Raw genomic sequence first — 21,313 nt, 5'->3', positions numbered from 1 at the left:
TTAATTTTTTACTAAATATATAACATCTTCCCCATCGTTCTCTTGCCACAAGACCTTTACTTTCTCCCCATTAATGGCATCGACTTGACGCCCCCTATAATTAGGTTGAATTGGTAAATGTCTGCTAAAACGACGATCTATTAACGTTAACAGCTCTATTTCCAATGGTCTTCCAAAAGATTGGATTGCCGTTAGAGCTGCCCTTATACTGCGTCCTGTGTACAGGACATCGTCTACAAAAACCACTTTCTTATCTTCTACCAGAAAATCTATTTTGGTTTTATTGGCTTCCAAGGGTTTTTCTCCCCTTCTAAAATCGTCCCGATAAAAGGTAATATCCAGGAAGCCTAGATTTATTTCTTTTACCCCGTATTCTTCTTTTAGGAGTTTTGCAAGTCTTGCCGCCAGAAAGGTACCTCTGGGTTGTATTCCAACTAGTACGGTATCCTTAAAATCTAAATGATTTTCTAATAACTGACAAGCCAAGCGATGCAGGATGATATTTATTTCTTTCGAGGAGAGTAATATTTTTTGACTCATAGACAATTTGGCCAACGCTTTTGATTCACAAAAATAGGAATTTCTAACTAAAAAAAATCGTTTGCTATCAAATATAGCAACTAAAATATACAATCTATTCTAAACAAAAGAGTAATTACGATCTAACCTTCTGAAAGACATGAAACAAAAAGCAAAAAAAAAGCCTGGACGGTTGTCCAGGCTTTTCCAATAAAATTAACGAAAGCTTATTTCTTCTTCTTGTCGTTAGCTTCCATTTTTTCTTTCAACGCTTGTAATGCTTCGTTAGCATCCCCTAAAGTAGGTTTAGCCTCATCAGCAGAAGCAACAGCTTTTTTAGCAGCAGCTTTTACATTACGTTGTTCTTCTTCTCTAAAGATTGCAGTGTGACTAGCAACAACTCTCTTGAATTCTTTATTGAATTCAATGATTTTAAATTCTGCTTCTTCACCTTTTACCAATTTCTTGCCATCTTCTTTTTCTAAATGACGAGCTGGTACGAATGCAACGATATCTTCGTTAAATTCAATAGTAGCACCTTTATCAACTAATTCAGCAATGGTACCTTTGTGTAAAGTATCAACTGCAAATTCGTTTTCGTACTTATCCCAAGGATTTTCAGTAGTTTGTTTGTGACCTAAGCTTAACTTACGACCTTCAACATCTAATTCCAATACCTCAACATCTAATTTATCACCTACGGTTACAAATTCAGATGGGTGTTTAATTTTCTTAGTCCAAGAAAGGTCAGAGATGTAAATCAATCCATCAATACCTTCTTCCAATTCTACGAATACACCAAAGTTAGTAAAGTTTCTAACGATACCGTTATGCTTAGAACCTACAGGATATTTATCAGTAATATCAGTCCATGGGTCTGGAGTCAATTGCTTAATTCCAAGAGACATTTTACGGTCTTCTCTATCCAAGGTCAATACTACAGCTTCTACCTCATCTCCAACTTTTACGAAATCCTGAGCGGAACGTAAATGTGTAGACCAAGACATTTCAGAAACGTGGATCAATCCTTCAACACCTTCAGCAACTTCGATAAACGCACCGTAGTCTGCAATAACAACTACTTTACCTTTAACTTTATCACCAATTTTAATGTCTTCGCTAAGAGCATCCCAAGGATGTTTCTCTAATTGCTTAAGACCTAATTGGATTCTAGATTTGTTCTCATCGAAATCAAGGATAACAACGTTCAACTTCTGATCCAATTCTACCACCTCATTTGGATGGTTGATTCTGCTCCAAGAAAGGTCAGTAATGTGTACCAGACCATCAACACCACCAAGATCGATAAAGACACCGTAAGAAGTAATGTTTTTAACAACACCTTCTAATACTTGTCCTTTTTCTAATTGACCGATGATTTCTTTCTTCTGCTCTTCAATATCAGCTTCGATTAACGCTTTATGAGAAACAACTACGTTTTTGAACTCATGGTTGATTTTCACCACCTTAAATTCCATAGTCTTATTCACATACTGGTCGTAATCGCGAATAGGCTTAACATCGATTTGAGAACCTGGCAAGAATGCTTCGATACCGAAAACATCTACGATCATACCACCTTTTGTTCTGCACTTTACAAAACCACTAACAATTTCTTCATTGTCGTGAGCAGCATTCACTCTATCCCAAGCCATGATAGTTCTTGCTTTTCTGTGAGAAAGCACTAACTGACCACTTTTATCCTCACGGATATCTATCAATACTTCTACTTTATCACCAACTTTTAAGTCAGGATTGTAGCGAAATTCGTTCAGTGAAATTACACCTTCAGACTTTGCGTTAATATCAATAATAGCTTCGCGTTCGGTTAAGTATACTACTGTACCTTGAACCACTTCTTCGTCTGCTGTATCTACAAAGTTTTCAGCGACCAAGATTTCAAATTCCTTTAATTTAGAATCATCTACACGCTCAATTCCTTGCTCATACTTGTCCCAGTTAAAGTTTTCCAAAAATTCTTTTGGATCTTGTACTTGGGCCGCAACCTTTGTTTCTTGTGTGGCCTCAGTAGATTCCTCTACCTGCGCCGTTTTTTTGTCTTCAGCCATTTGCTGATAAATAATTTGTATTCCACGGAGATGCAAGAGTTAAACAATACCTGTGAAAGATGTTATATTAGATTTTTTTTTAATACCCTTTCTCCTCTTGATGCTTTGTTTAAAAAAGGTGTGCAAAAATACAACTTTAAAATGATTTAACAAACTCTAAAACCTATTGATAATTAATATTTTAACTATTTCGTAGAATGTAACGGGAAAGAATTGAATTTTACTTATCTTGATTACTGAAGAATTAACCGTTAAAAAAGTTCGATTATGAGCATAAAAACAAAATATCAGGAAGTTTTAAACCTAGGCCAAGCCTTGGAGATTAAAAATGGCGACGTAAAAGAGGAAGATGGTGTTTTAAAGATTAAAGGAGAAGCCAACACCCAATACGAAAAAAACTTATTGTGGGATAAAATAAAGGAAATCGGAGGCGAAAAGCCTTCGGATATCAAAGCAAACATAACTGTTGCCGATGAAAGCGTGTATCACAGGCATACCGTACAAAAAGGCGAGTCCTTAAGTAAGATTTCCAAACACTACTATGGCGACCCTATGAAATATCATAAAATTTTTGAGGCCAACAGCAACATTCTAAAAAACCCAGATGTTATTCATCCTGATCAGGTTTTAGTAATCCCCAATTTATAAGGGGTGTATAAATAAAAAAAGCCTCTTTTAAGAGGCCTTTTTTGTTACTTTTCTTTTTCAATAATACGGAGCGCAAAATTGAGGATCCTGTCTAATTGCTCTTTTAGCCCCATATCACTATTATCGAATTCTATGGAGTTTTCTGCAATTTTCAAGGGAGAAAACTCCCTGTGCGAATCTATATAATCTCTTTGTTGTACATTTTTAAGAACGTCTTCATAGGTCACCTTTTCACCTTTCCCCAAAAGCTCCTTATACCTTCTTGCCGCCCTTGTTTCAGGGGAAGCCGTCATAAATATTTTAAGCTCGGCATCAGGAAAAACCACGGTCCCAATATCTCTTCCATCCATTACAACTCCCTTATCCTTTCCCATCTCTTGTTGTATGGCTACCAATTTAAGGCGTACCGCTTCAATGGTAGCAACCCGGCTCACCTGTCTGGAAACCGCTAGGGTTCTAATTTCTCGCTCTACATTTTCACCGTTAAGATACAATTCCGCAAACCCTAAGGCTTCGTTATAGACAAATTTCAGGTTAATATTGGGCAGCGCCTCTATCAGTCCGTCAATATTATCTTCTTCACCCCCTACATATCCGTGGCGCATCGCAAAAAGGGTCACCCCTCTGTACATAGCACCTGTATCGACGTAAATATACCCTAAGGATTTAGCCAATTGTTTGGCAATAGTACTTTTTCCCGTTGATGAAAATCCATCAATTGCAATTGTAATTTTTCCCATGCAGTTAAAATAAAAAGAATAAACGAATTTTCGAAGGATTCCTTATAAATCCAATGGTTACTGAATGAAAAGAAAGGTGTCTCGAAAATCCTATGGAGACACCTTCTTTAAACTATTAGAGACTTTTTGCGTTTTTAACCGACTCTTCGGTAATAGCAACATCTATTACTTCTTGCATATCGGTAACATAATGAAAAGTCAATCCACTTACATACTCTTCTTTAATCTCTAAAATATCCTTTCTATTGTCTTCACAAAGGATAATTTCTTTGATCCTAGCACGTTTAGCGGCTAATATTTTCTCTTTAATACCACCCACAGGCAACACTTTACCTCTTAGCGTAATTTCACCTGTCATGGCCAAGCTTTTCTTCACTTTCTTTTGTGTAAACAAAGACACCAGGGAAGTCAGCATAGTAATCCCAGCACTTGGACCATCTTTTGGGGTTGCCCCTTCTGGCACGTGGATATGCACATTATACTTATCGAATACCTCAGGATCGATACCAAACCTATCGGCATTAGACTTAATAAACTCCATGGCTATTGTCGCCGATTCTTTCATTACTTTCCCTAGGTTCCCGGTAATGGTCATAGTACCTTTCCCCTTTGACAAAATAGATTCTATAAAAAGAATATCTCCACCTACACTAGTCCATGCTAGTCCGGTTACGACTCCTGCTACATCATTATTTTCATACTTATCGCGTTCCATACGCGATGGCCCCAATACTTTTTCTACATCCTCAAAAGTCACCTTAAGATTGTACTCTTCTTCCATAGCGATCGATTTTGCTGCATTACGCACCATTTTCGCTATTTGTTTATCTAGGGATCTTACTCCGGATTCTCTGGTGTAACCTTCCACAATTTTTTCTAATTGTGGCTTCGCTATTTTCAGATCCTTCACCGTTAGGCCGTGTTCTTTTAATTGCTTAGGCAACAAATGTCTTTTGGCGATCTCTACCTTTTCTTCTATCGTGTATCCGGTAACGTTAATGATCTCCATTCTATCTCTAAGAGCAGGCTGAATTCCAGAAAGGTTATTAGCTGTAGCAATAAACATCACTTTAGACAAATCATAGCCCATTTCCAGGAAATTGTCATAGAATTCAGAATTTTGCTCTGGATCCAAGACCTCCAACATAGCCGAAGAAGGATCTCCTTGATGACTATTGGAAAGTTTATCTATCTCATCTAAAATAAACACAGGGTTAGATTTCCCTGCCTTTTTAAGACTTTGAACTATTCTTCCAGGCATAGCCCCGATATAGGTTTTACGATGCCCTCGAATTTCTGCTTCATCGCGCAACCCTCCTAATGAAATACGTACATATTCTCTTCCCAAGGCCTCGGCTACCGATTTCCCTAAGGAAGTTTTCCCTACTCCTGGAGGTCCGTATAAACACAATATAGGCGATTTCATATCGTTTCTCAGTTTCAATACCGCCAAATATTCGATAATCCTTCTCTTTACGTCCTCTAGTCCGTAATGATCCCTATCCAATATTTTCTGAGCTCTTTTCAGATCGAATTTATCCTTAGAAAACTCGTTCCAAGGCAGGTCTAAAAACAGGTCCAAATAATTCCTTTGAATAGAATATTCCGCAACTTGGGGATTCATTCTCTGAATCTTTGTCAATTCTTTCTCAAAATGCTCCTTAACCTCCTTGGACCATTTTTTCTTTTTAGCCCTGGCGCGCATTTGCTCAACCTCTTCCTCATAAGACAAGCCCCCCAGTTCTTCCTGAATGGTTTTCATTTGTTGGTGCAGGTAATACTCGCGCTGCTGCTGATCCATATCACTTCTTACTTTGGATTGAATATCATTTTTCAATTCCAATTTTTGAAGTTCAACATTCATATATTTCAAGGCTGCCAATGCCCTATCCTGAAGATTCGGAATCTCTAAAAGTTCTTGTTTCTCCTTAACACTCAAGTTGAGATTAGAAGACACAAAATTGATTAAAAACGAATCACTTTGGATGTTTTTAATAGCAAAAGAAGCCTCGCTAGGAATATTAGGATTATCCCTTATAATCTGTAAAGAAAGCTCTTTAATAGACTCTATTATGGCCGAAAACTCCTTATTATCCTTCATAGGCCTTTCTTCATTCACCTCTCTAACCGTAGCGGTTAAATAAGGTTTTTCAGTAAGAACCTCAGCTACTTCGAATCGTTTTTTTCCTTGAATGATAACGGTAGTATTCCCATCGGGCATCTGAAGCACCCTAAGAATCTTGGCTACTGTACCCAAGGTATTAATGTCGTTAACACCAGGGTTTTCAGTTTCTTCATCTTTTTGAGAAACTACACCGATAACCTTAGATCCATTATTGGCGTCTTTTATTAGCTTGATAGATTTATCCCTTCCTGCAGTGATCGGAATAACGACACCGGGAAATAAAACGGTATTGCGCAATGGCAAAATAGGCAAGGTTTCCGGTAAGGCCTCATTGTTTATTTCCTCCTCATCTTCCGGTGTCATCAAAGGAATTAGCTCCGAATCCTCATCAAGCCCTTGCAGTGACATACTGTCAAAATTTATATTCTTCAATTTACTCATATTATTTATTCAGTCATTCTGTCATAGAAAGACAGTACAACTATTTTTATTTATTCAAGACACATTGTGCTAACCTCCTATAACCATAGGGGCTGACAACTTCTTACTTTGTTTTCCACTCTGTTTTTGCAATTGTTGTGCCAACAAGGAAAAACTTTTAGAAAAAATCCTGCCCCAATTTTCACTAGGAGGAATAGTACAGTAATAACGGTAAGAGTTTTATACCTACAAGGAGCCTAAGCGAAGGTATTTCATTGATTAAAAACCACTCTTAACCAATAAAATATTGCAGTACTTTTTATACCTCTTTATTAGTTTGACGCACTCTAGTCAACATTAGGGCACCCACCACGAAAATAAGGCCTAGAAATATAATTGCATTTCGCATATTCCCCGTGACCTGAGCCACATAGCCGTACATAAATGTCCCCAACACAATCCCGATTTTTTCGGCAACATCGAAAAAACTAAAGAAGGAGGTTGTATCGGTGGTATCTGGAATAAATTTGGAATACGTAGATCGGGAAAGCGCCTGAATACCTCCCATTACTATTCCAACAAAGCCTGCTGCAATATAAAAATCTATGGGAGTAACCACAAAATAGGCATAAATACAGATCAATACCCAAAGAGCATTTACAACGATCAGGGTTTTTATATTTCCAAACATTTTGGAAGCCCTTGCTGTTACAGTCGCTCCTAAAATTGCCACCAACTGTATTACCAAAATACTAACAATTAACCCAGTGGTTCTTTCACCATCAGATCCCCATTGTATTTCTTCTTCCCCAAAAAAAGTAGCAATTAACATTACGGTCTGTACTGCCATACTGTATACAAAGAAGGCCCCCAAATATCTCTTCAATTGCACTTGGTCGCCCAATTGATGCCAGACACTTTTAAGCTCTTTAAACCCGTTTAGCAGAATATGTTTTCTTTCGCCTTCTTTTTTATACCCTTTAGGCAGTTTAAAAAAGGTATATTGGGCGAATAATGCCCACCACACACCTACGGTTAAAAAAGAATACCTCATCGCTTTAATTTCAGCTACTCCAGCGGCATCTGTCTCTATCCCAAATAAACTTGGATACATTACCATCGCTAAATTCACCAACAGCAAAAGAACACTCCCGATATACCCTAGGGAAAACCCCTTAGCACTTATCCTGTCTTGCTGATCTGGAAAAGCAATATCTGGCAAATAGGAATTATTAAAGGCAAAGCTTACCCAAAACCCTACCAAGCCAAAAAAGTAACAGCCTAGGCTAAAATAAATTTGTTCTAGGGAAAACCAATACAACCCAACACAGGATATAGCCCCCACATAGCAGAAAAATTTCATAAAAAGGCGCTTGTTCCCCAAATAATCGGCTATACCTGACAAAATTGGAGTTATGAGCGCTATAAAAAGAAAGGCCGCGGAAGTAACATAACTTATCAGGGGACCTCTTGCTATTTCACCCCCAAAAACTACCACCTTTTCTATTTCGGCCATTCGAAACAGGGCCCCATAAAAGATGGGGAAAATTGCCGAAGTAATTACCAAACTGTATACTGAATTTGCCCAATCATAAAATGCCCATGCATTTAACAATTGCCTACTACCTTTTATTGGGGGATTTTTGACCATATATAAAAAGAAGCTGTTATGAGAAAACAGCTTCTTTATTTTAAATTTTACTTTTAGCTACTACTCACTACTGGAAAGAGGTTACCCCATATTTTGCGGCTTCTTTTTTAGCCATGGGTGCCCATTCGGTGAGGTTGGCTATACGGGTATCATTGGAAGGGTGAGTACTTAAAAACTCTGGTGGTGCTTGTCCTCCATTAGCCTTCATTCTTTTCCAAAGTTCCGCAGCTTCATCAGGATTATAGCCTGCAATAGCCATAATTTGCAACCCAATCCTATCGGCTTCGGTTTCATGACTTCTACTAAAAGGCAACATTCCGCCCAATTGGGTACCTACCCCATAGGCTTGGTTAAAAATATTTCTTTTCTCTTCGTCCTGTATCGCAACATTCCCTGCTACGGCACCTAACTGCTGTAATGTTCCAGCACTCATTCTTTGGGCGCCATGATCGGCCAAGGCGTGGGCAACCTCATGCCCCATCACCACGGCAATACCGGCTTCATCCTGACAAATCGGAAGTATCCCGGTATAAAAAACAATTTTTCCGCCAGGCATACACCATGCGTTTACCGTTTTATCATCAACCAAGTTATATTCCCATTTATAATCCTTCAAATATCCAGGATAGCCATTTGCAGTTAACCATCTCTCGGCTGCCGTAGAAATACGCTGCCCAACTTTCGTGATCATTTTGGCTTCAGCAGTTTCTTTGATGACCTTATGCTCCCCTAAAAACTGATCGTACTGCGCGAAAGCAGTTGGAAAAATCTGACTGTTTGGATAAAAATTCAAAACTTTCTTTCCTGTAAAAGGATTGGTTTTACAAGCCGCTACACCAAGAAAAACCAAAAGTATTATTGCTATTTTTTTCATCTGTTCTATTTTATGAGTTCGTTTTGTTGTTCCCCGCTACCTCAGAGATAGCCTTTTGTGTGATTCATACGTACATTGAAATCTCGACAATAGTATGATTTTGATCAAGTGCCTTTACAATTCTTGAAGACAAAATAATTTAAAAGCCAGAAATGTGCAAATTCGTAAAACCTTTATCCACTACTATACTACTATTACCTTCCAACTGCACCGCTTCTATCGGCACTTGTACGTGGTCGATCTCAATGGTATCTATCGTAAAGGGCAGTCCATGGAAATTCAACTTTATGGTTTCATAGGACGAAATATAACTTCCACCTTTATACTGCTGAATTATAAGTTCATTTTCCCTTCCTGTCAGTTTATAGTTTCGAAGACTAAACCTTCCTTTTTTATAATCGTATCCGTCTTGTCCGTCTTCGTAAACAGAAGATCTTTCCACCCCATTTTTATAATAAACCTCCATAATAAGCTCCTTAACCTCAACCTCTCCTACATATTGCTGTACGGGATATTTTGGAATCATAGCGCCTTCCTTAACAAAGAGGGGGATTTTTTCTAGACCGGCAACCACCCATTTTTCCATACCACCTAGTATCACTTCATCAGTCCAATAATTGTACCAAGTCCCTCTCGGAATATACATTCTTCTTCCTTGGGCGTTTGGTTCTTGCACTGGGCATACTAATATTTGTTCCCCGAAAATAAACTCATCGGTTCTAAAATGTGTCTGATGGTCTTCCTGATCAAAGTGTACCAAAGGTTTTATCATGGGTACATTTTCTTTGGTATACCTATAGAACATGGTGTACAAATAAGGCAGTAATTGGTAACGGAGTTCAATATAGGAACGCACGATATCGGTTACCTCGTCATCAAAAGACCAAGGTTCTTGATCGCCGTGATCCCCACTAGAATGCACCCTACAAAAGGGATGGAACACCCCCAGCTGAATCCATCTAGCAAAGAGCTCACCACTAGGTTGTTCTGCAAACCCACCTATATCGGACCCCACAAAAGACATCCCACTGATACACATACGCTGAATTTGTACATTGGCAATCCACAAATGTTCCCAAGTAGCGACGTTATCTCCTGTCCATGTAGAGGTATAGCGTTGCGCCCCTGAATAGGCCGCTCTGGTAATCACAAAAGGACGTTTTGGAAAAGAAAACTTCTTAACCCCCTCATAGGTAGCCCTTGCCATTTGGGTACCATAAACATTATGCGCTTTTCTGTGGCTACAAGGATGTCCATCGTAGTCATGTCTGACATCTAAAGGAAAAGTTTTAGTAGGCACCTCCATGACAGCAGGTTCGTTCATATCGTTCCAAACACCTTTAATTCCAATTTCAGCAATCAATTCCTTGTACAGTCCGGCCCACCATTCGCGTACCTCGGGATTTGTAAAATCTGGAAAATTACATTCTCCAGGCCACACCTTGCCGCGCATGGCAGGACCATCGCCTCTTTTACAAAAATAATCATTATCCTTAGCCTCTTGGTAAACCCAATAGTCTTTGTCTATTCTTATACCCGGGTCTATAATTGCAATGGTTTTAAATCCGTCGTTCTTTAAGTCCTGCACCATTTTCTTAGGATCTGGAAAATACTCCTTGTTCCAAGTGAAACATCGAAAACCTTCCATATAATCTATATCCAGGTAAATACCATCGCAAGGAATCCGTAAATCCCTAAATTTTTTAGCGATTTCCAAGACTCTATTTTCCGGATAATAACTCCATTTTGACTGATGAAAACCAAGGGTCCACATCGGTGGCAATTCTGGCGTACCCGTTAAATCTGTATAAGAATTGACAACCTCTGCTATTTTTGGTCCATAGAAAAAGTAATAATTCATTTCTCCTCCATCGGCCCAAAAGCTAGTTACATTTCTTCTTTCGTGAGCAAAATCGAATTGAGTCCTAAAGGTATTGTCAAAAAATATCCCATAAGCACTATTGTTGTGCAAACCAATATAAAAAGGAATCGCCTTGTACAAAGGATCCTGATCCTTACTAAAAGCATACTGATCGGTGACCCAATTATTGACGCGCTTCCCTTTCAGGTTGGAATGAGTAGCTTTATCCCCCATACCATAAAAACTTTCGGCATTTTGGGTAATCTTACTCATTTTTACGGTATTCCCGCCAAACTGATAATTCTCTTCCCAATGAAACCCTAATTCGTCTTCATTGATAATGGTGCCTTCTAAATCTGATATTTGTATCCGTAAGGTTCGTTTATCTACAAGAATTTTAAGTTTTGCAGTAATGATCAAATACTCGGTTACAGTCTCTTCTACCTCCAACTTATTATACCCTATACTAGCGCTTTCACTAATAGCATATGAAAAGTCGGGTTCAAATATATTTTCCGTGGCATATCTAAACCTAAAGGCACTATCTCTAAGGACGGATATTTCCAATACAACCCCATTAGAGGTTGTAAAGTATAATTTTTCGGCATCCCTGCGGAAGTCAACTATGTCATTCGGATATAAATTCCCTTTATATTCAAGCTCAGTATTGGTAATCATATTCCGTTAATTTTTTGCATTACAAAAAAAGCATATTCGAAACAATCTACGAAATGCAATCGACAACAATTATTACTTACACTTTAGGCTTCAGAGGTTTTATTCAAAAACCACCATTCCTAAAGGCGGAATCGTTATTTCAACGGAATTATCCAAGCCGTGCCAAGAAATATCACTGACTTTTAGTGTCTTATTTTTCATACCAGAACCCCCATATTTTTTATCGTCCGTATTGAATATTTCTTTTAGGGAACCGGATTTTGTGACTCCCATTCTATATTTTTTTCTTGGCACGGGGGTAAAATTACAGGCTATTATAATTTCTTTATCAGGATTGTGTCCTTTTCTAACATAGGTAAGAACAGAGTTTTCATGATCTCCGTAATCTATCCATTGAAATCCATCCTGACTAAATTGTTTTTCATACAGAGCTGGATAGGATTGATAGAGTTTATTTAAATCCTTCACCAATTGTTGTATACCGGAATGATAATCATATTGCAATAAGTGCCAGTCCAAACTCTTCTGAAAATTCCACTCTGCTGTCTGCCCAAATTCGCCACCCATAAAAATTAAATTTGTTCCTGGATGGGTGTACATATAACCGAACAACAATCTCAGGTTGGCAAATTGCTGCCATTCATCGCCTGGCATTCTATACAACAAAGATTTTTTGCCATAAACCACCTCATCATGAGAGAAAGGGAGCATGAAATTTTCGGAAAAGGCATATGTAGCACTAAAGGTCAAATCGTTTTGATGATGTTTTCTATAGATTGCTTCCTTCTTAAAATATTCCAGGGTATCGTGCATCCATCCCATCATCCATTTCATACCAAATCCTAGTCCACCCATGTTCACTGGCTTAGTTACCATTGGGAAAGAGGTAGATTCTTCTGCGATCATCTGAATTCCTTCAAAATTGGCATATAGGGTTTCGTTGAGTTCCTTCAAAAAAGAAATAGCGTCTAAATTTTCGTTGTTTCCATAAATATTTGGCTCCCACTCCCCTTCTTCCCTTGAGTAGTCCAAATACAACATAGAGGCTACGGCATCGACCCGTAAGGCATCGACGTGGTATTGATCTAACCAATACATGGCATTACTGATCAAAAACGCCCTTACTTCGTTTCTACCATAATTAAAGATTAAACTCTTCCAATCGGGGTGGTATCCTTTTCTACGATCTGGGTGCTCAAAAAGATGAGAACCATCAAAGAATCCTAATCCATGGGCATCCTCAGGAAAATGGGAAGGCACCCAGTCTAGGATGACCCCTATATCGTTTTGGTGCATTTTATCAATCAAGAGCTTTAAGTCTTCTGGAGACCCAAATCTAGAGGTAGGCGCAAAATAACCGGTAAGCTGATACCCCCAAGACGGATCGTAGGGATATTCCATAATAGGCATAAACTCTACATGGGTAAAATTCATTTCTTTTACATAGGCCACCAATTCATCGGCAAACTCGGTATAGGTTAAAAACTCATTATCGCCCTTTCGCTTCCATGAACCCAAATGAACCTCATAAACAGCGTAAGGTTTGTCCAGGGCATTTTTATCTTTTCTCGTTGCCATCCAAGTCTTGTCATTCCATTGGTGAGTAGCTTCAGAGACAATAGAGGCCGTTTTTGGTGGATGCTCGCAACTTTTGGCAAATGGGTCTGCCTTTTCAGTAACAACGCCATGGTTACTAGAGTGGATAAGATATTTATACAATGTTCCCACCCCTAGTTCGGGAACAAAACCTTCCCAAATACCACTGCCATCCCAACGGACATGCAAGTGATGTTCTGCCTCGTTCCAATGGTTAAAATCGCCAACAACAGCGACCGACCTTGCAGACGGTGCCCAAACCGCAAAATAAGTACCTTTAACTCCATTTACCTCAAGAGGATGAGATCCTAATTTTTCATATAGTTTGAAGTGTTTTCCTGACTTAAAAAGATTAATATCAAATTCAGAAAATATACTATGGGGTATTACTTTAGTCATGGTTATGTTATTTACTACAATATTAAACAACTTTGATTAAATTATCGGACTTAACCGCTTTAACTTTTAACAACAAACAGTACTTTTAAGCCGTTATTTAAAAAGTGGAACGCTTTTTGAAATAATTATACCAACAATTATTCTTCAACCCTTAAAAATACTCATTATGAAAAAAATCACTCTACTACTCGGCGCGTTTATATCTTTATTTATTATTTCTTGTGAAGGCCCGGCAGGCCCTCCAGGTTTTGATGGATTGAACGGTGAAGACGGGCAAGACGGCCAAGACGCTATCCAAGCTCAAGTTTTTGAAGTAGATAATATTGACTTTGATTACGATGCGGGAAACAACTTGTATTCTTACCTTATTACCTTTTCGGACTTTACCAGTTTTGAAGTCTTTGAATCTGATGCTGTATTGGTTTATAGATACGATGGCACTATTGAGTTCCAAGATAACTCTAGCGCAGATGCCTGGAGCCTTATTCCTCAGAATTTCTTTTTACCGAGTGGCACCATACAATATAGCAATGCCCATACTTATAAAGATGTAGAAATTTTTATCGATGGAAATTTTAATCTATCCAACTTAAATCCTGACTTTACGGACAACCAATTGTTCCGAATTGTTATTCTGCCAAGCGAATTTGCTGCAGCCAAAATGGACAAATCCAATATAAATGCAGTCATGAAAACCATAGGGATTAAGAATGAGGACGTACCGCGTTTTACTGTGCAGTAAATCAGCATTATTAAACTAATTACCTAAACCCCTATTGCTGTTGAGCTTCAGGGGTTTATTTTTTTAAGCAAACCTTTTACTGGTAAATTACGTACTTATTTTAATGCTGCAATTAACATTACAAAGGAGTGCGGATCGAATCTTCAAAAAATCTCATATCATGAACAAATTAATACTAATCATTTGTATTTTATTTATAGGGTGCAAAGGAAATTCTCAGGAAAAAGAAAATGTAGAGTCAAACAATACCGCTAAGGCTACGCAGTATAAGGTCACAAAAACAGAAGCGGAATGGCGCAAACAGCTCACAGATATTCAGTTTTATGTATTGCGGAAGGCGGGCACCGAAACGGCCGGATCGAGCGAACTACTACATAATAAAGAAAAAGGCGTCTATGTTTGCGCCGGTTGTGGCACCCACCTCTTTAAAAGCGAACACAAATACGATTCGGGAACTGGATGGCCTAGTTTTGATAGGGAAATTAAGGGCAATGTTGCCTTTAAGACGGACAATAAGCTAGGAATGATAAGAACCGAAGAACACTGTGCTGTATGCGGTGGACATTTAGGCCATGTTTTTAACGATGGCCCAAGAAAAACAACGGGAGAACGGCATTGTATCAATGGTGCTGCCTTAAAATTTGTACCCGAAAACTAAATACCTATTCCCGAAACGTAATTTGGGATAAAAATCATCCCATAAGAATTCATTAGAGAAAACCGCCACCAGCACTTAGCGCTAAAAAAGCATTCTTTGGTCATCTACTTCCCACTTGCCTAGGAAAAAGCATCTTCTAGAGCAGGACAGCCGAGTGGGCCTGCGCTTCTTTTTTAATTACAATTAATTTAAAACAGCATCAATCGGAATTCAGTATGGTTTTGTAACTTTGCGACTTCATAATTTAAGACATCAAAAAAAATATATAAATGAGCAATTTCGATATCATTGTACTAGGTAGTGGCCCAGGTGGCTATGTAACAGCAATTAGAGCTTCTCAATTGGGTTTTAAAACCGCAATTATAGAAAAAGAGAACCTTGGAGGCGTATGTTTAAATTGGGGGTGTATACCTACAAAAGCACTATTGAAATCGGCTCAAGTTTTTGAATATTTACAACATGCCAGCGATTACGGCCTAAAGGCAGACAACGTAGACAAGGACTTTGATGCGGTTGTAAAACGTAGCCGTAATGTTGCCGATGGCATGAGTAAAGGGGTTCAGTTTTTGATGAAAAAGAATAAAATCGAAGTCATCAATGGATATGGAACCTTAAAACCAGGTAAAAAAGTTAGCGTAAAAAGTGCCGATGGCAAGGAAACCGAATATTCAGCCAACAATATCATCATTGCTACTGGAGCACGTAGTAGAGAATTGCCGAGTTTACCACAAGACGGTAAAAAAATTATTGGGTACAGACAGGCCATGACCTTGGAAAACCAACCTAAGAAGATGATTGTAGTAGGTAGTGGTGCCATTGGTATTGAATTTGCCTATTTCTATAATGCTATGGGTACCGAAGTAACCGTAGTGGAATTTTTGCCAAATGTTGTTCCTGTTGAGGACGAGGAAGTTTCTAAACAACTAGAGCGTAGCCTTAAGAAAACAGGGATCAAAATCATGACTTCTGCCGAGGTTACGAAGGTAGATACCTCAGGAGAAGGTGTTGTCGCTACCGTAAAAACGGCCAAAGGTGAAATTACCTTAGAAGCCGATATCGTTTTATCTGCAGTTGGAATTAAGACAAACATTGAAAACATCGGCTTAGAAGATGTTGGTATAGCTACCGATAGGGACAAAATTTTAGTGAACGATTACTACCAAACAAACATCCCAGGATATTATGCTATTGGCGATGTTACTCCAGGACAGGCCTTGGCCCACGTTGCTTCTGCAGAAGGAATTCTTTGTGTTGAAAAATTGGCAGATTTACACGTAGAGCCTTTAGATTACGGCAATATCCCAGGTTGTACCTATTGCTCTCCCGAGATTGCTTCTGTTGGACTTACCGAAAAACAAGCTATAGAAAAAGGATACGAGATAAAAGTTGGAAAATTCCCGTTTTCTGCCAGTGGTAAAGCAAGTGCTTCTGGTGCAAAGGACGGATTTGTAAAAGTTATTTTCGATGCTAAATACGGTGAATGGTTAGGATGCCATATGATTGGTGCCGGCGTTACCGATATGATTGCCGAGGCTGTTGTAGCCCGTAAATTGGAAACTACCGGACATGAGATCTTGAAGGCAGTTCATCCACACCCAACCATGAGTGAAGCGGTGATGGAGGCTGTAGCAGATGCTTACGGAGAAGTTATTCACCTATAATATTTTAGTAAGGCTTGCGCATGTTTATAAACACCTAGCGCAAGCCTTTATTTTATTTTTAAACCCCTTACCGATGTTAAAAATTTTTAGAATTACCGCCATTTTAGAAGGCATCTCTTATTTAATGCTATTTGGTCTTGGAATGCCTTTAAAATATTTGGCCCAAATGCCAGAACCAAATATTTTTATTGGGTACGCACATGGTTTTTTATTCATTGCCTATGTTGTATTGGCAGTCTTATTGACATCGGAAAAGAAATGGGGATTTAAAACATTTACAATCCTATTTATTGCCTCTCTATTGCCATTTGGGACTTTTTACATCGATAAAAAGTATTTAAAACCCACCGCAGTAGTACAATAATTATCAAATAGGCAAAAGGTCACAGTACCAAAACGAGTTATCCCAAGAAGTATCCTTGGAAAAACAATCGTCATCATCTCCCGAGGGATGATAGGTTCTAAGGACCTTTTCCCCTATCTCAAAAGTGACTGGTGCCTTAAAAATAGGCCCATCAAACACAAAGGTGTGGAATTCCCCGTTCTCTCCGGCTATATCTACATTGGCAGGCAAATCGTTTATAAAACTTTCGTCAACGAGCCTCCCACAAAAGGAGCTGTCCAAATATTTGGCATTTACACAAACCGTAACCGCCTTAAAACCGGCTTTTAAAAACTCTGACATCAAGGTTTTAGGATCTTGTTTCCAAAGAGGAAAAACAGCCTTCACGCCAAATTCTACTAATTTCTGTTCCCGATAAGCCCGTAGATCTTCTAAATAAATATCCCCAAAAAACCCATATTGGTACCCATCGGATTTGAGTTCTGAGAGCAATTCATTCATTTTAAGCTCGTAGGCCTTCATGCTAATATTTCCTTGAAGCCCTACTTGTAACAACGGAATTCCTATTGAAGCTGCCTGCTTTTCTAGTAAGATGGTTTTTAAACCGTGCATGGATACCCGGTGAAAATCTGTATTTACAGTTGTTACTAGTTTAGATATTGTATACGTACCCTCTTTCAGGGACTTATATAATGCCAAACAAGAATCCTTACCGCTGCTCCAATTAAAATAGGCCTTTTTCATTACGATAGACTATGAATGGCCAAATCATAACTTTTTAATCCAAAACCTAAAATAACGCCTTTGGCAACAGGTGAAATATAAGATACATGTCTAAACTCTTCGCGTCCAAAAGTATTGCTGATATGGACTTCCACCACAGGAGTTTCTATGCCTTTAACGGCATCGCCAATTCCTATGGAAGTATGCGTATACGCCCCTGCATTGAGCACAATACCATCGTAGCCATCAAAACCGCATTCATGCAATTTGTTGATAATTTCACCTTCTATATTAGACTGATAATACTCTAATTGCAGGCTTGTGAATTTAAATTGCAAGGAAGCAAAATATTCCTCAAATGTAGTTTTTCCGTAAACTTCGGGCTCCCTTTTCCCCAAAAGGTTAAGATTGGGACCGTTAATAATTATAATCTTCATGCGATAAAAGTAAGAAATTGTATTCCATAAAAAAAAGAGGACTAAAAAGTATTCCTTAGTCCTCTTCCTTCTTAGAGAAAACGCGATTTCCCTTATTTTTCTTGTGATGACGAATTACACAATTTAAACATATAATTCTCAATCTTTTATATCGCCCCTACTATTGGTCACCGAGTTATTCGGACTTCAACTATAGGGGCTATATTTTATATTATAACGTAAATAAAACACCCAAATTAATCGTAGACCAGGACCCGCCATCTAGACTAACACCGGAATACGAAAAATTTAATTCAGTTTTTTCACCAACATTATAACCTATTATAGGGCGGTAATAAAATCCACCATCATTAAATTCATTAATACCCACAGCATACCCCAGATCTGCACCTATAGATAATTCTTCTGTTGCCAGCACCCTTCCGGATACCGCAATTGGCAAAAACTGAACATCGTCCATGTCTATCGTAAAGGAACTTCCACCATCATTAAAAGTCATTTCTTTTCCAAAAGCGTTGGTAAAACCAGTAGCAACACCTAGCCTAAAGCTATCGGAAACCTCCCAATGATATACTACATCCAGTCCAAGATTAAAACTAGATAAGTCTGCTGCATCACCTACCGGCAAGCCAGCAATGACCCCAACTTTAAATCCTTCTTGTGCACTAACACTAAACCCAAACAATGCCAACACTGCAATCAATAATACTTTTCTCATAATAAAATTTTAAATTGATTTATAGTTTAGCCATAAATATAGAGCGAATAAGAATAGTACTACAAAATATGTTGTTAAACTAAAGAGATGTGTTGCAAACAACTAATTATTGTATCTCAACACACAATACACACAAAATCTATTTTATATTTAACCCATGAAATGGCATCAGGCAGTAAAAGATTACCAACATTATATGAAGATTGAGCGGGGACTCTCTTTAAATTCTATATCCAATTACACCTTGGACATAGAAAAACTGATTCAATTCCTAGAGCACCACAAACTTTCGGAATCACCTCTAGACATTACACCAGCTACCATTCAACAGTTTATTTACAAGGTATCGTTAACTTTAAATCCACGGTCACAATCTAGAATAATATCTGGATTAAAGAGTTTTTTTAACTATCTAGTATTTGAGGATTATCGCAAGGATAGTCCTATGGATTTAATAGAATCGCCCAAGGTTGGCCGCAAGTTACCAGACACCTTATCCAAGGAAGAAATTGATGCCTTAATTAAGGCCATTGACCTTTCTAAGCAGGAAGGCGAGCGTAACATGGCTATATTGGAAACTCTTTACGGATGTGGATTAAGGGTTTCGGAGCTAATAGATTTAAAAATATCGGACCTTTATTTTGAAGAAGATTTTATCAAGGTTACCGGAAAAGGGAAAAAGCAGCGGTTTGTACCCATTAGCGAAATCAACAAAAAATATATCAACCTTTATAAGGAGAACACCCGTTTAGATTTAAATATACAGAAAGGCCATGAAGATATTTTATTTTTAAACCGAAGGGGAAAACAACTTACCCGGGCCATGATATTTACTATTGTAAAACGATTGGCGGTAGTCATTGGCTTAAAGAAAACCATTTGTCCGCATACCTTTAGACATTCCTTTGCGACCCATTTGTTACAAAACGGAGCAGATTTAAGGGCTATCCAACAAATGCTGGGCCATGAAAGCATTACTACTACAGAAATATACATGCATTTAAACCGGAAAGATTTAACGAAAGTAATGGAATATTACCACCCTAGGAACAATTATTAAACCCTTAAAAACCTTACATAAGGATCAGGGAGAGTTTCTTAGTCCTTAAACATTTTATAATCTTTGTTAAAGGGCCGTATAATGAGTCGCGCTTCCCTATCGAAGCGCACATAGTTATACACCCAATTTACAAAAACCACCATCCGGTTTCTAAATCCTATGAGGAAAAATAGGTGTACAAACATCCACACATACCAAGCAAATACACCTTGGAACTTAAAATTTTCCATATCTACCACCGCCTTGTTCCTTCCTACGGTTGCCATACTTCCCTTATCCTTGTACCTAAAAGGTTTTAATGGCTTGTTTTCCAATAAAGCTACTAGGTTTTCCCCCAATTGTTTTCCCTGTTGCATGGCGGGCTGTGCCATCATAGGATGTCCGTTGGGAGCTTCCTTTGTTTGCATACAGGCGACATCGCCAATGGCAAAAATATTATTATGTCCTATTACTTGATTATAGGTATTTACCTTCAATCTATTTCCGCCCACCAACAACTCTTTAGCATCCAACCCCTTAACCCCTACCCCTTTCACTCCTGCCGCCCAAACAAGGGTAGCCGTTTCAAAACTTTCCCCGGTATTGGTTGTGACGGTTTTTCCATTGAAGCCGGTTACCCTCATGTTTTTCCATATTTGTACACCCAATCCCTCCAAAAAGCCTTCGGCCTTTTCCGAAGCTTGCACACTCATCTCCTTTAAAATACGATCGCCTGATTGTATAAGGTTAATTTGCACCCTTCTAGTGTCTAAATCCGGATAATCCTTGGGTAAAATCCCTTTCTTTATTTCTGCCAAGGCCCCGGCCAATTCTACACCGGTAGGGCCAGCGCCTACAATGACAAAATTCATTAAGGCATCCCTTTCATGGTATTGATCGGTTAAGAGTGCCTGTTCAAAATTTTCTAGGATAAGACTCCTTAGGTTTAAGGACTGAGGAATAGATTTCATGGCCATACTATTGGTTTCTATCTCAGTATTACCATAATAATTGGTCTCCGCTCCCGTAGCCATCACCAAATAATCGTACGCTATATTTCCTATATTGGTCAACACCAAATGCCCTTCGGTCCTTATTTCTTCAACCTTGGCCAAGCGGAAGAAAAAATTAGGAAAGTCCTTTAATATCTTCCGAATAGGGTATGCTATAGAGTCAGGCTCTAGTCCGCCTGTAGACACTTGATACAACAAAGGTTGAAAGGCATGATAGTTATGTTTGTCGATCAGTACCACTTGTACCTCCTTCTTGCTCAATTTTTTGGCCAGCGCTATTCCGGCAAAACCACCACCAATAATTACTACTCTGGGAAAACTAGACTGTGGTATATTCATATATAAGGATTGTACTACTAAAATAAACATTCAGTCGATACCAATGAAAAAGAATATTTT

Annotated in this window: 18 protein-coding genes; 6 read left to right on the top strand and 12 right to left on the bottom strand. The window is 38.5% G+C overall.

The annotated features are described in order from the left end of the window. Both pyrR and rpsA read right to left on the bottom strand, forming a co-directional pair. Positions 1–540, bottom strand: coding sequence for a bifunctional pyr operon transcriptional regulator/uracil phosphoribosyltransferase PyrR (gene pyrR / locus HCG49_RS07335; RefSeq protein ID WP_168468886.1), 540 nt, complete (start codon positions 538–540; stop codon positions 1–3). Positions 541–746: 206 nt separating this feature from the next. Beyond that, the gene (gene rpsA / locus HCG49_RS07330) at positions 747–2,588 is read right to left on the bottom strand and encodes a 30S ribosomal protein S1 (protein ID WP_072762902.1); all 1,842 of its coding nucleotides are present in this window, start codon (positions 2,586–2,588) and stop codon (positions 747–749) included. A 267-nt stretch (positions 2,589–2,855) separates the two neighbouring features. Here rpsA and HCG49_RS07325 point away from each other — a divergent pair, with 267 nt between their 5' ends. Continuing rightward, positions 2,856–3,236: a LysM peptidoglycan-binding domain-containing protein gene (locus tag HCG49_RS07325; protein ID WP_168468885.1), complete on the top strand. Its 381-nt coding sequence runs from the start codon at positions 2,856–2,858 to the stop codon at positions 3,234–3,236. Between the two features lie 44 nt (positions 3,237–3,280). Here the strand turns inward: HCG49_RS07325 and cmk are convergent, their stop codons facing one another. The 6 genes from cmk to glgB all read right to left on the bottom strand — a co-directional run bounded on the left by cmk (position 3,281) and on the right by glgB (position 13,580). After that, the gene (gene cmk, locus HCG49_RS07320) at positions 3,281–3,976 is read right to left on the bottom strand and encodes a (d)CMP kinase (protein WP_168468884.1); all 696 of its coding nucleotides are present in this window, start codon (positions 3,974–3,976) and stop codon (positions 3,281–3,283) included. Positions 3,977–4,091: 115 nt separating this feature from the next. Continuing rightward, positions 4,092–6,542, bottom strand: a complete 2,451-nt coding sequence (lon, locus tag HCG49_RS07315) for an endopeptidase La (RefSeq protein ID WP_168468883.1) — start codon at positions 6,540–6,542, stop codon at positions 4,092–4,094. A 298-nt stretch (positions 6,543–6,840) separates the two neighbouring features. Further along, positions 6,841–8,172 (bottom strand): MFS transporter, encoded by a 1,332-nt coding sequence (locus HCG49_RS07310; RefSeq protein WP_168468882.1) that lies wholly within the window; start codon positions 8,170–8,172, stop codon positions 6,841–6,843. A 67-nt stretch (positions 8,173–8,239) separates the two neighbouring features. Further along, on the bottom strand, positions 8,240–9,046 hold the full coding sequence (locus HCG49_RS07305; protein ID WP_168468881.1) for a M48 family metallopeptidase: 807 nt from the start codon (positions 9,044–9,046) through the stop codon (positions 8,240–8,242). 139 nt (positions 9,047–9,185) lie between these two features. Then, positions 9,186–11,585: a glycoside hydrolase family 31 protein gene (locus HCG49_RS07300; protein WP_168468880.1), complete on the bottom strand. Its 2,400-nt coding sequence runs from the start codon at positions 11,583–11,585 to the stop codon at positions 9,186–9,188. Between the two features lie 99 nt (positions 11,586–11,684). Next, positions 11,685–13,580 (bottom strand): 1,4-alpha-glucan branching protein GlgB, encoded by a 1,896-nt coding sequence (glgB, locus tag HCG49_RS07295; protein ID WP_168468879.1) that lies wholly within the window; start codon positions 13,578–13,580, stop codon positions 11,685–11,687. Positions 13,581–13,746: 166 nt separating this feature from the next. On the opposite strand from glgB, the gene HCG49_RS07290 reads away from it, so the two are divergent. The 4 genes from HCG49_RS07290 (at position 13,747) to HCG49_RS07275 (ending at position 17,005) form a co-directional block, all read left to right on the top strand. Continuing rightward, positions 13,747–14,322 (top strand): collagen-like protein, encoded by a 576-nt coding sequence (locus HCG49_RS07290; RefSeq protein WP_168468878.1) that lies wholly within the window; start codon positions 13,747–13,749, stop codon positions 14,320–14,322. Between the two features lie 160 nt (positions 14,323–14,482). After that, entirely contained in the window at positions 14,483–14,980 is a 498-nt protein-coding gene (gene msrB / locus HCG49_RS07285) for a peptide-methionine (R)-S-oxide reductase MsrB (protein WP_168468877.1), read from the top strand. A gap of 269 nt (positions 14,981–15,249) precedes the next feature. Continuing rightward, positions 15,250–16,641: a dihydrolipoyl dehydrogenase gene (gene lpdA, locus HCG49_RS07280; protein WP_168468876.1), complete on the top strand. Its 1,392-nt coding sequence runs from the start codon at positions 15,250–15,252 to the stop codon at positions 16,639–16,641. Positions 16,642–16,714: 73 nt separating this feature from the next. Next, positions 16,715–17,005, top strand: coding sequence for a DUF3817 domain-containing protein (locus HCG49_RS07275; RefSeq protein WP_168468875.1), 291 nt, complete (start codon positions 16,715–16,717; stop codon positions 17,003–17,005). A 3-nt stretch (positions 17,006–17,008) separates the two neighbouring features. Here HCG49_RS07275 and HCG49_RS07270 read toward each other — a convergent pair whose 3' ends face one another. From HCG49_RS07270 to HCG49_RS07260, 3 genes are all read right to left on the bottom strand, one after another. After that, entirely contained in the window at positions 17,009–17,728 is a 720-nt protein-coding gene (locus tag HCG49_RS07270; RefSeq protein ID WP_168468874.1) for a diphthine--ammonia ligase, read from the bottom strand. After that, positions 17,728–18,144 carry a type II 3-dehydroquinate dehydratase gene (aroQ, locus tag HCG49_RS07265; protein WP_168468873.1) on the bottom strand — a complete coding sequence of 139 codons (417 nt, stop codon included), beginning with the start codon at positions 18,142–18,144 and terminating at the stop codon, positions 17,728–17,730. Before aroQ ends, HCG49_RS07270 begins: the two co-directional genes overlap by 1 nt. A 211-nt stretch (positions 18,145–18,355) precedes the next feature. After that, a complete protein-coding gene (locus HCG49_RS07260) occupies positions 18,356–18,862 on the bottom strand; it encodes a hypothetical protein (RefSeq protein WP_168468872.1) in 507 nt (168 codons plus the stop codon). A gap of 157 nt (positions 18,863–19,019) precedes the next feature. On the opposite strand from HCG49_RS07260, the gene HCG49_RS07255 reads away from it, so the two are divergent. Continuing rightward, positions 19,020–19,922: a site-specific tyrosine recombinase gene (locus tag HCG49_RS07255; protein WP_168468871.1), complete on the top strand. Its 903-nt coding sequence runs from the start codon at positions 19,020–19,022 to the stop codon at positions 19,920–19,922. A gap of 38 nt (positions 19,923–19,960) precedes the next feature. Here the strand turns inward: HCG49_RS07255 and HCG49_RS07250 are convergent, their stop codons facing one another. Beyond that, positions 19,961–21,253, bottom strand: a complete 1,293-nt coding sequence (locus HCG49_RS07250) for an NAD(P)/FAD-dependent oxidoreductase (protein ID WP_168468870.1) — start codon at positions 21,251–21,253, stop codon at positions 19,961–19,963. Positions 21,254–21,313: the final 60 nt, after the last annotated feature.

Origin of the sequence: Arenibacter sp. 6A1 (assembly GCF_012272855.1) — a bacterium.
Taxonomy (GTDB): domain Bacteria; phylum Bacteroidota; class Bacteroidia; order Flavobacteriales; family Flavobacteriaceae; genus Arenibacter.
Note: the sequence above shows the minus strand (reverse complement) of the source record. Positions and strands in the feature narration are given on the sequence as shown.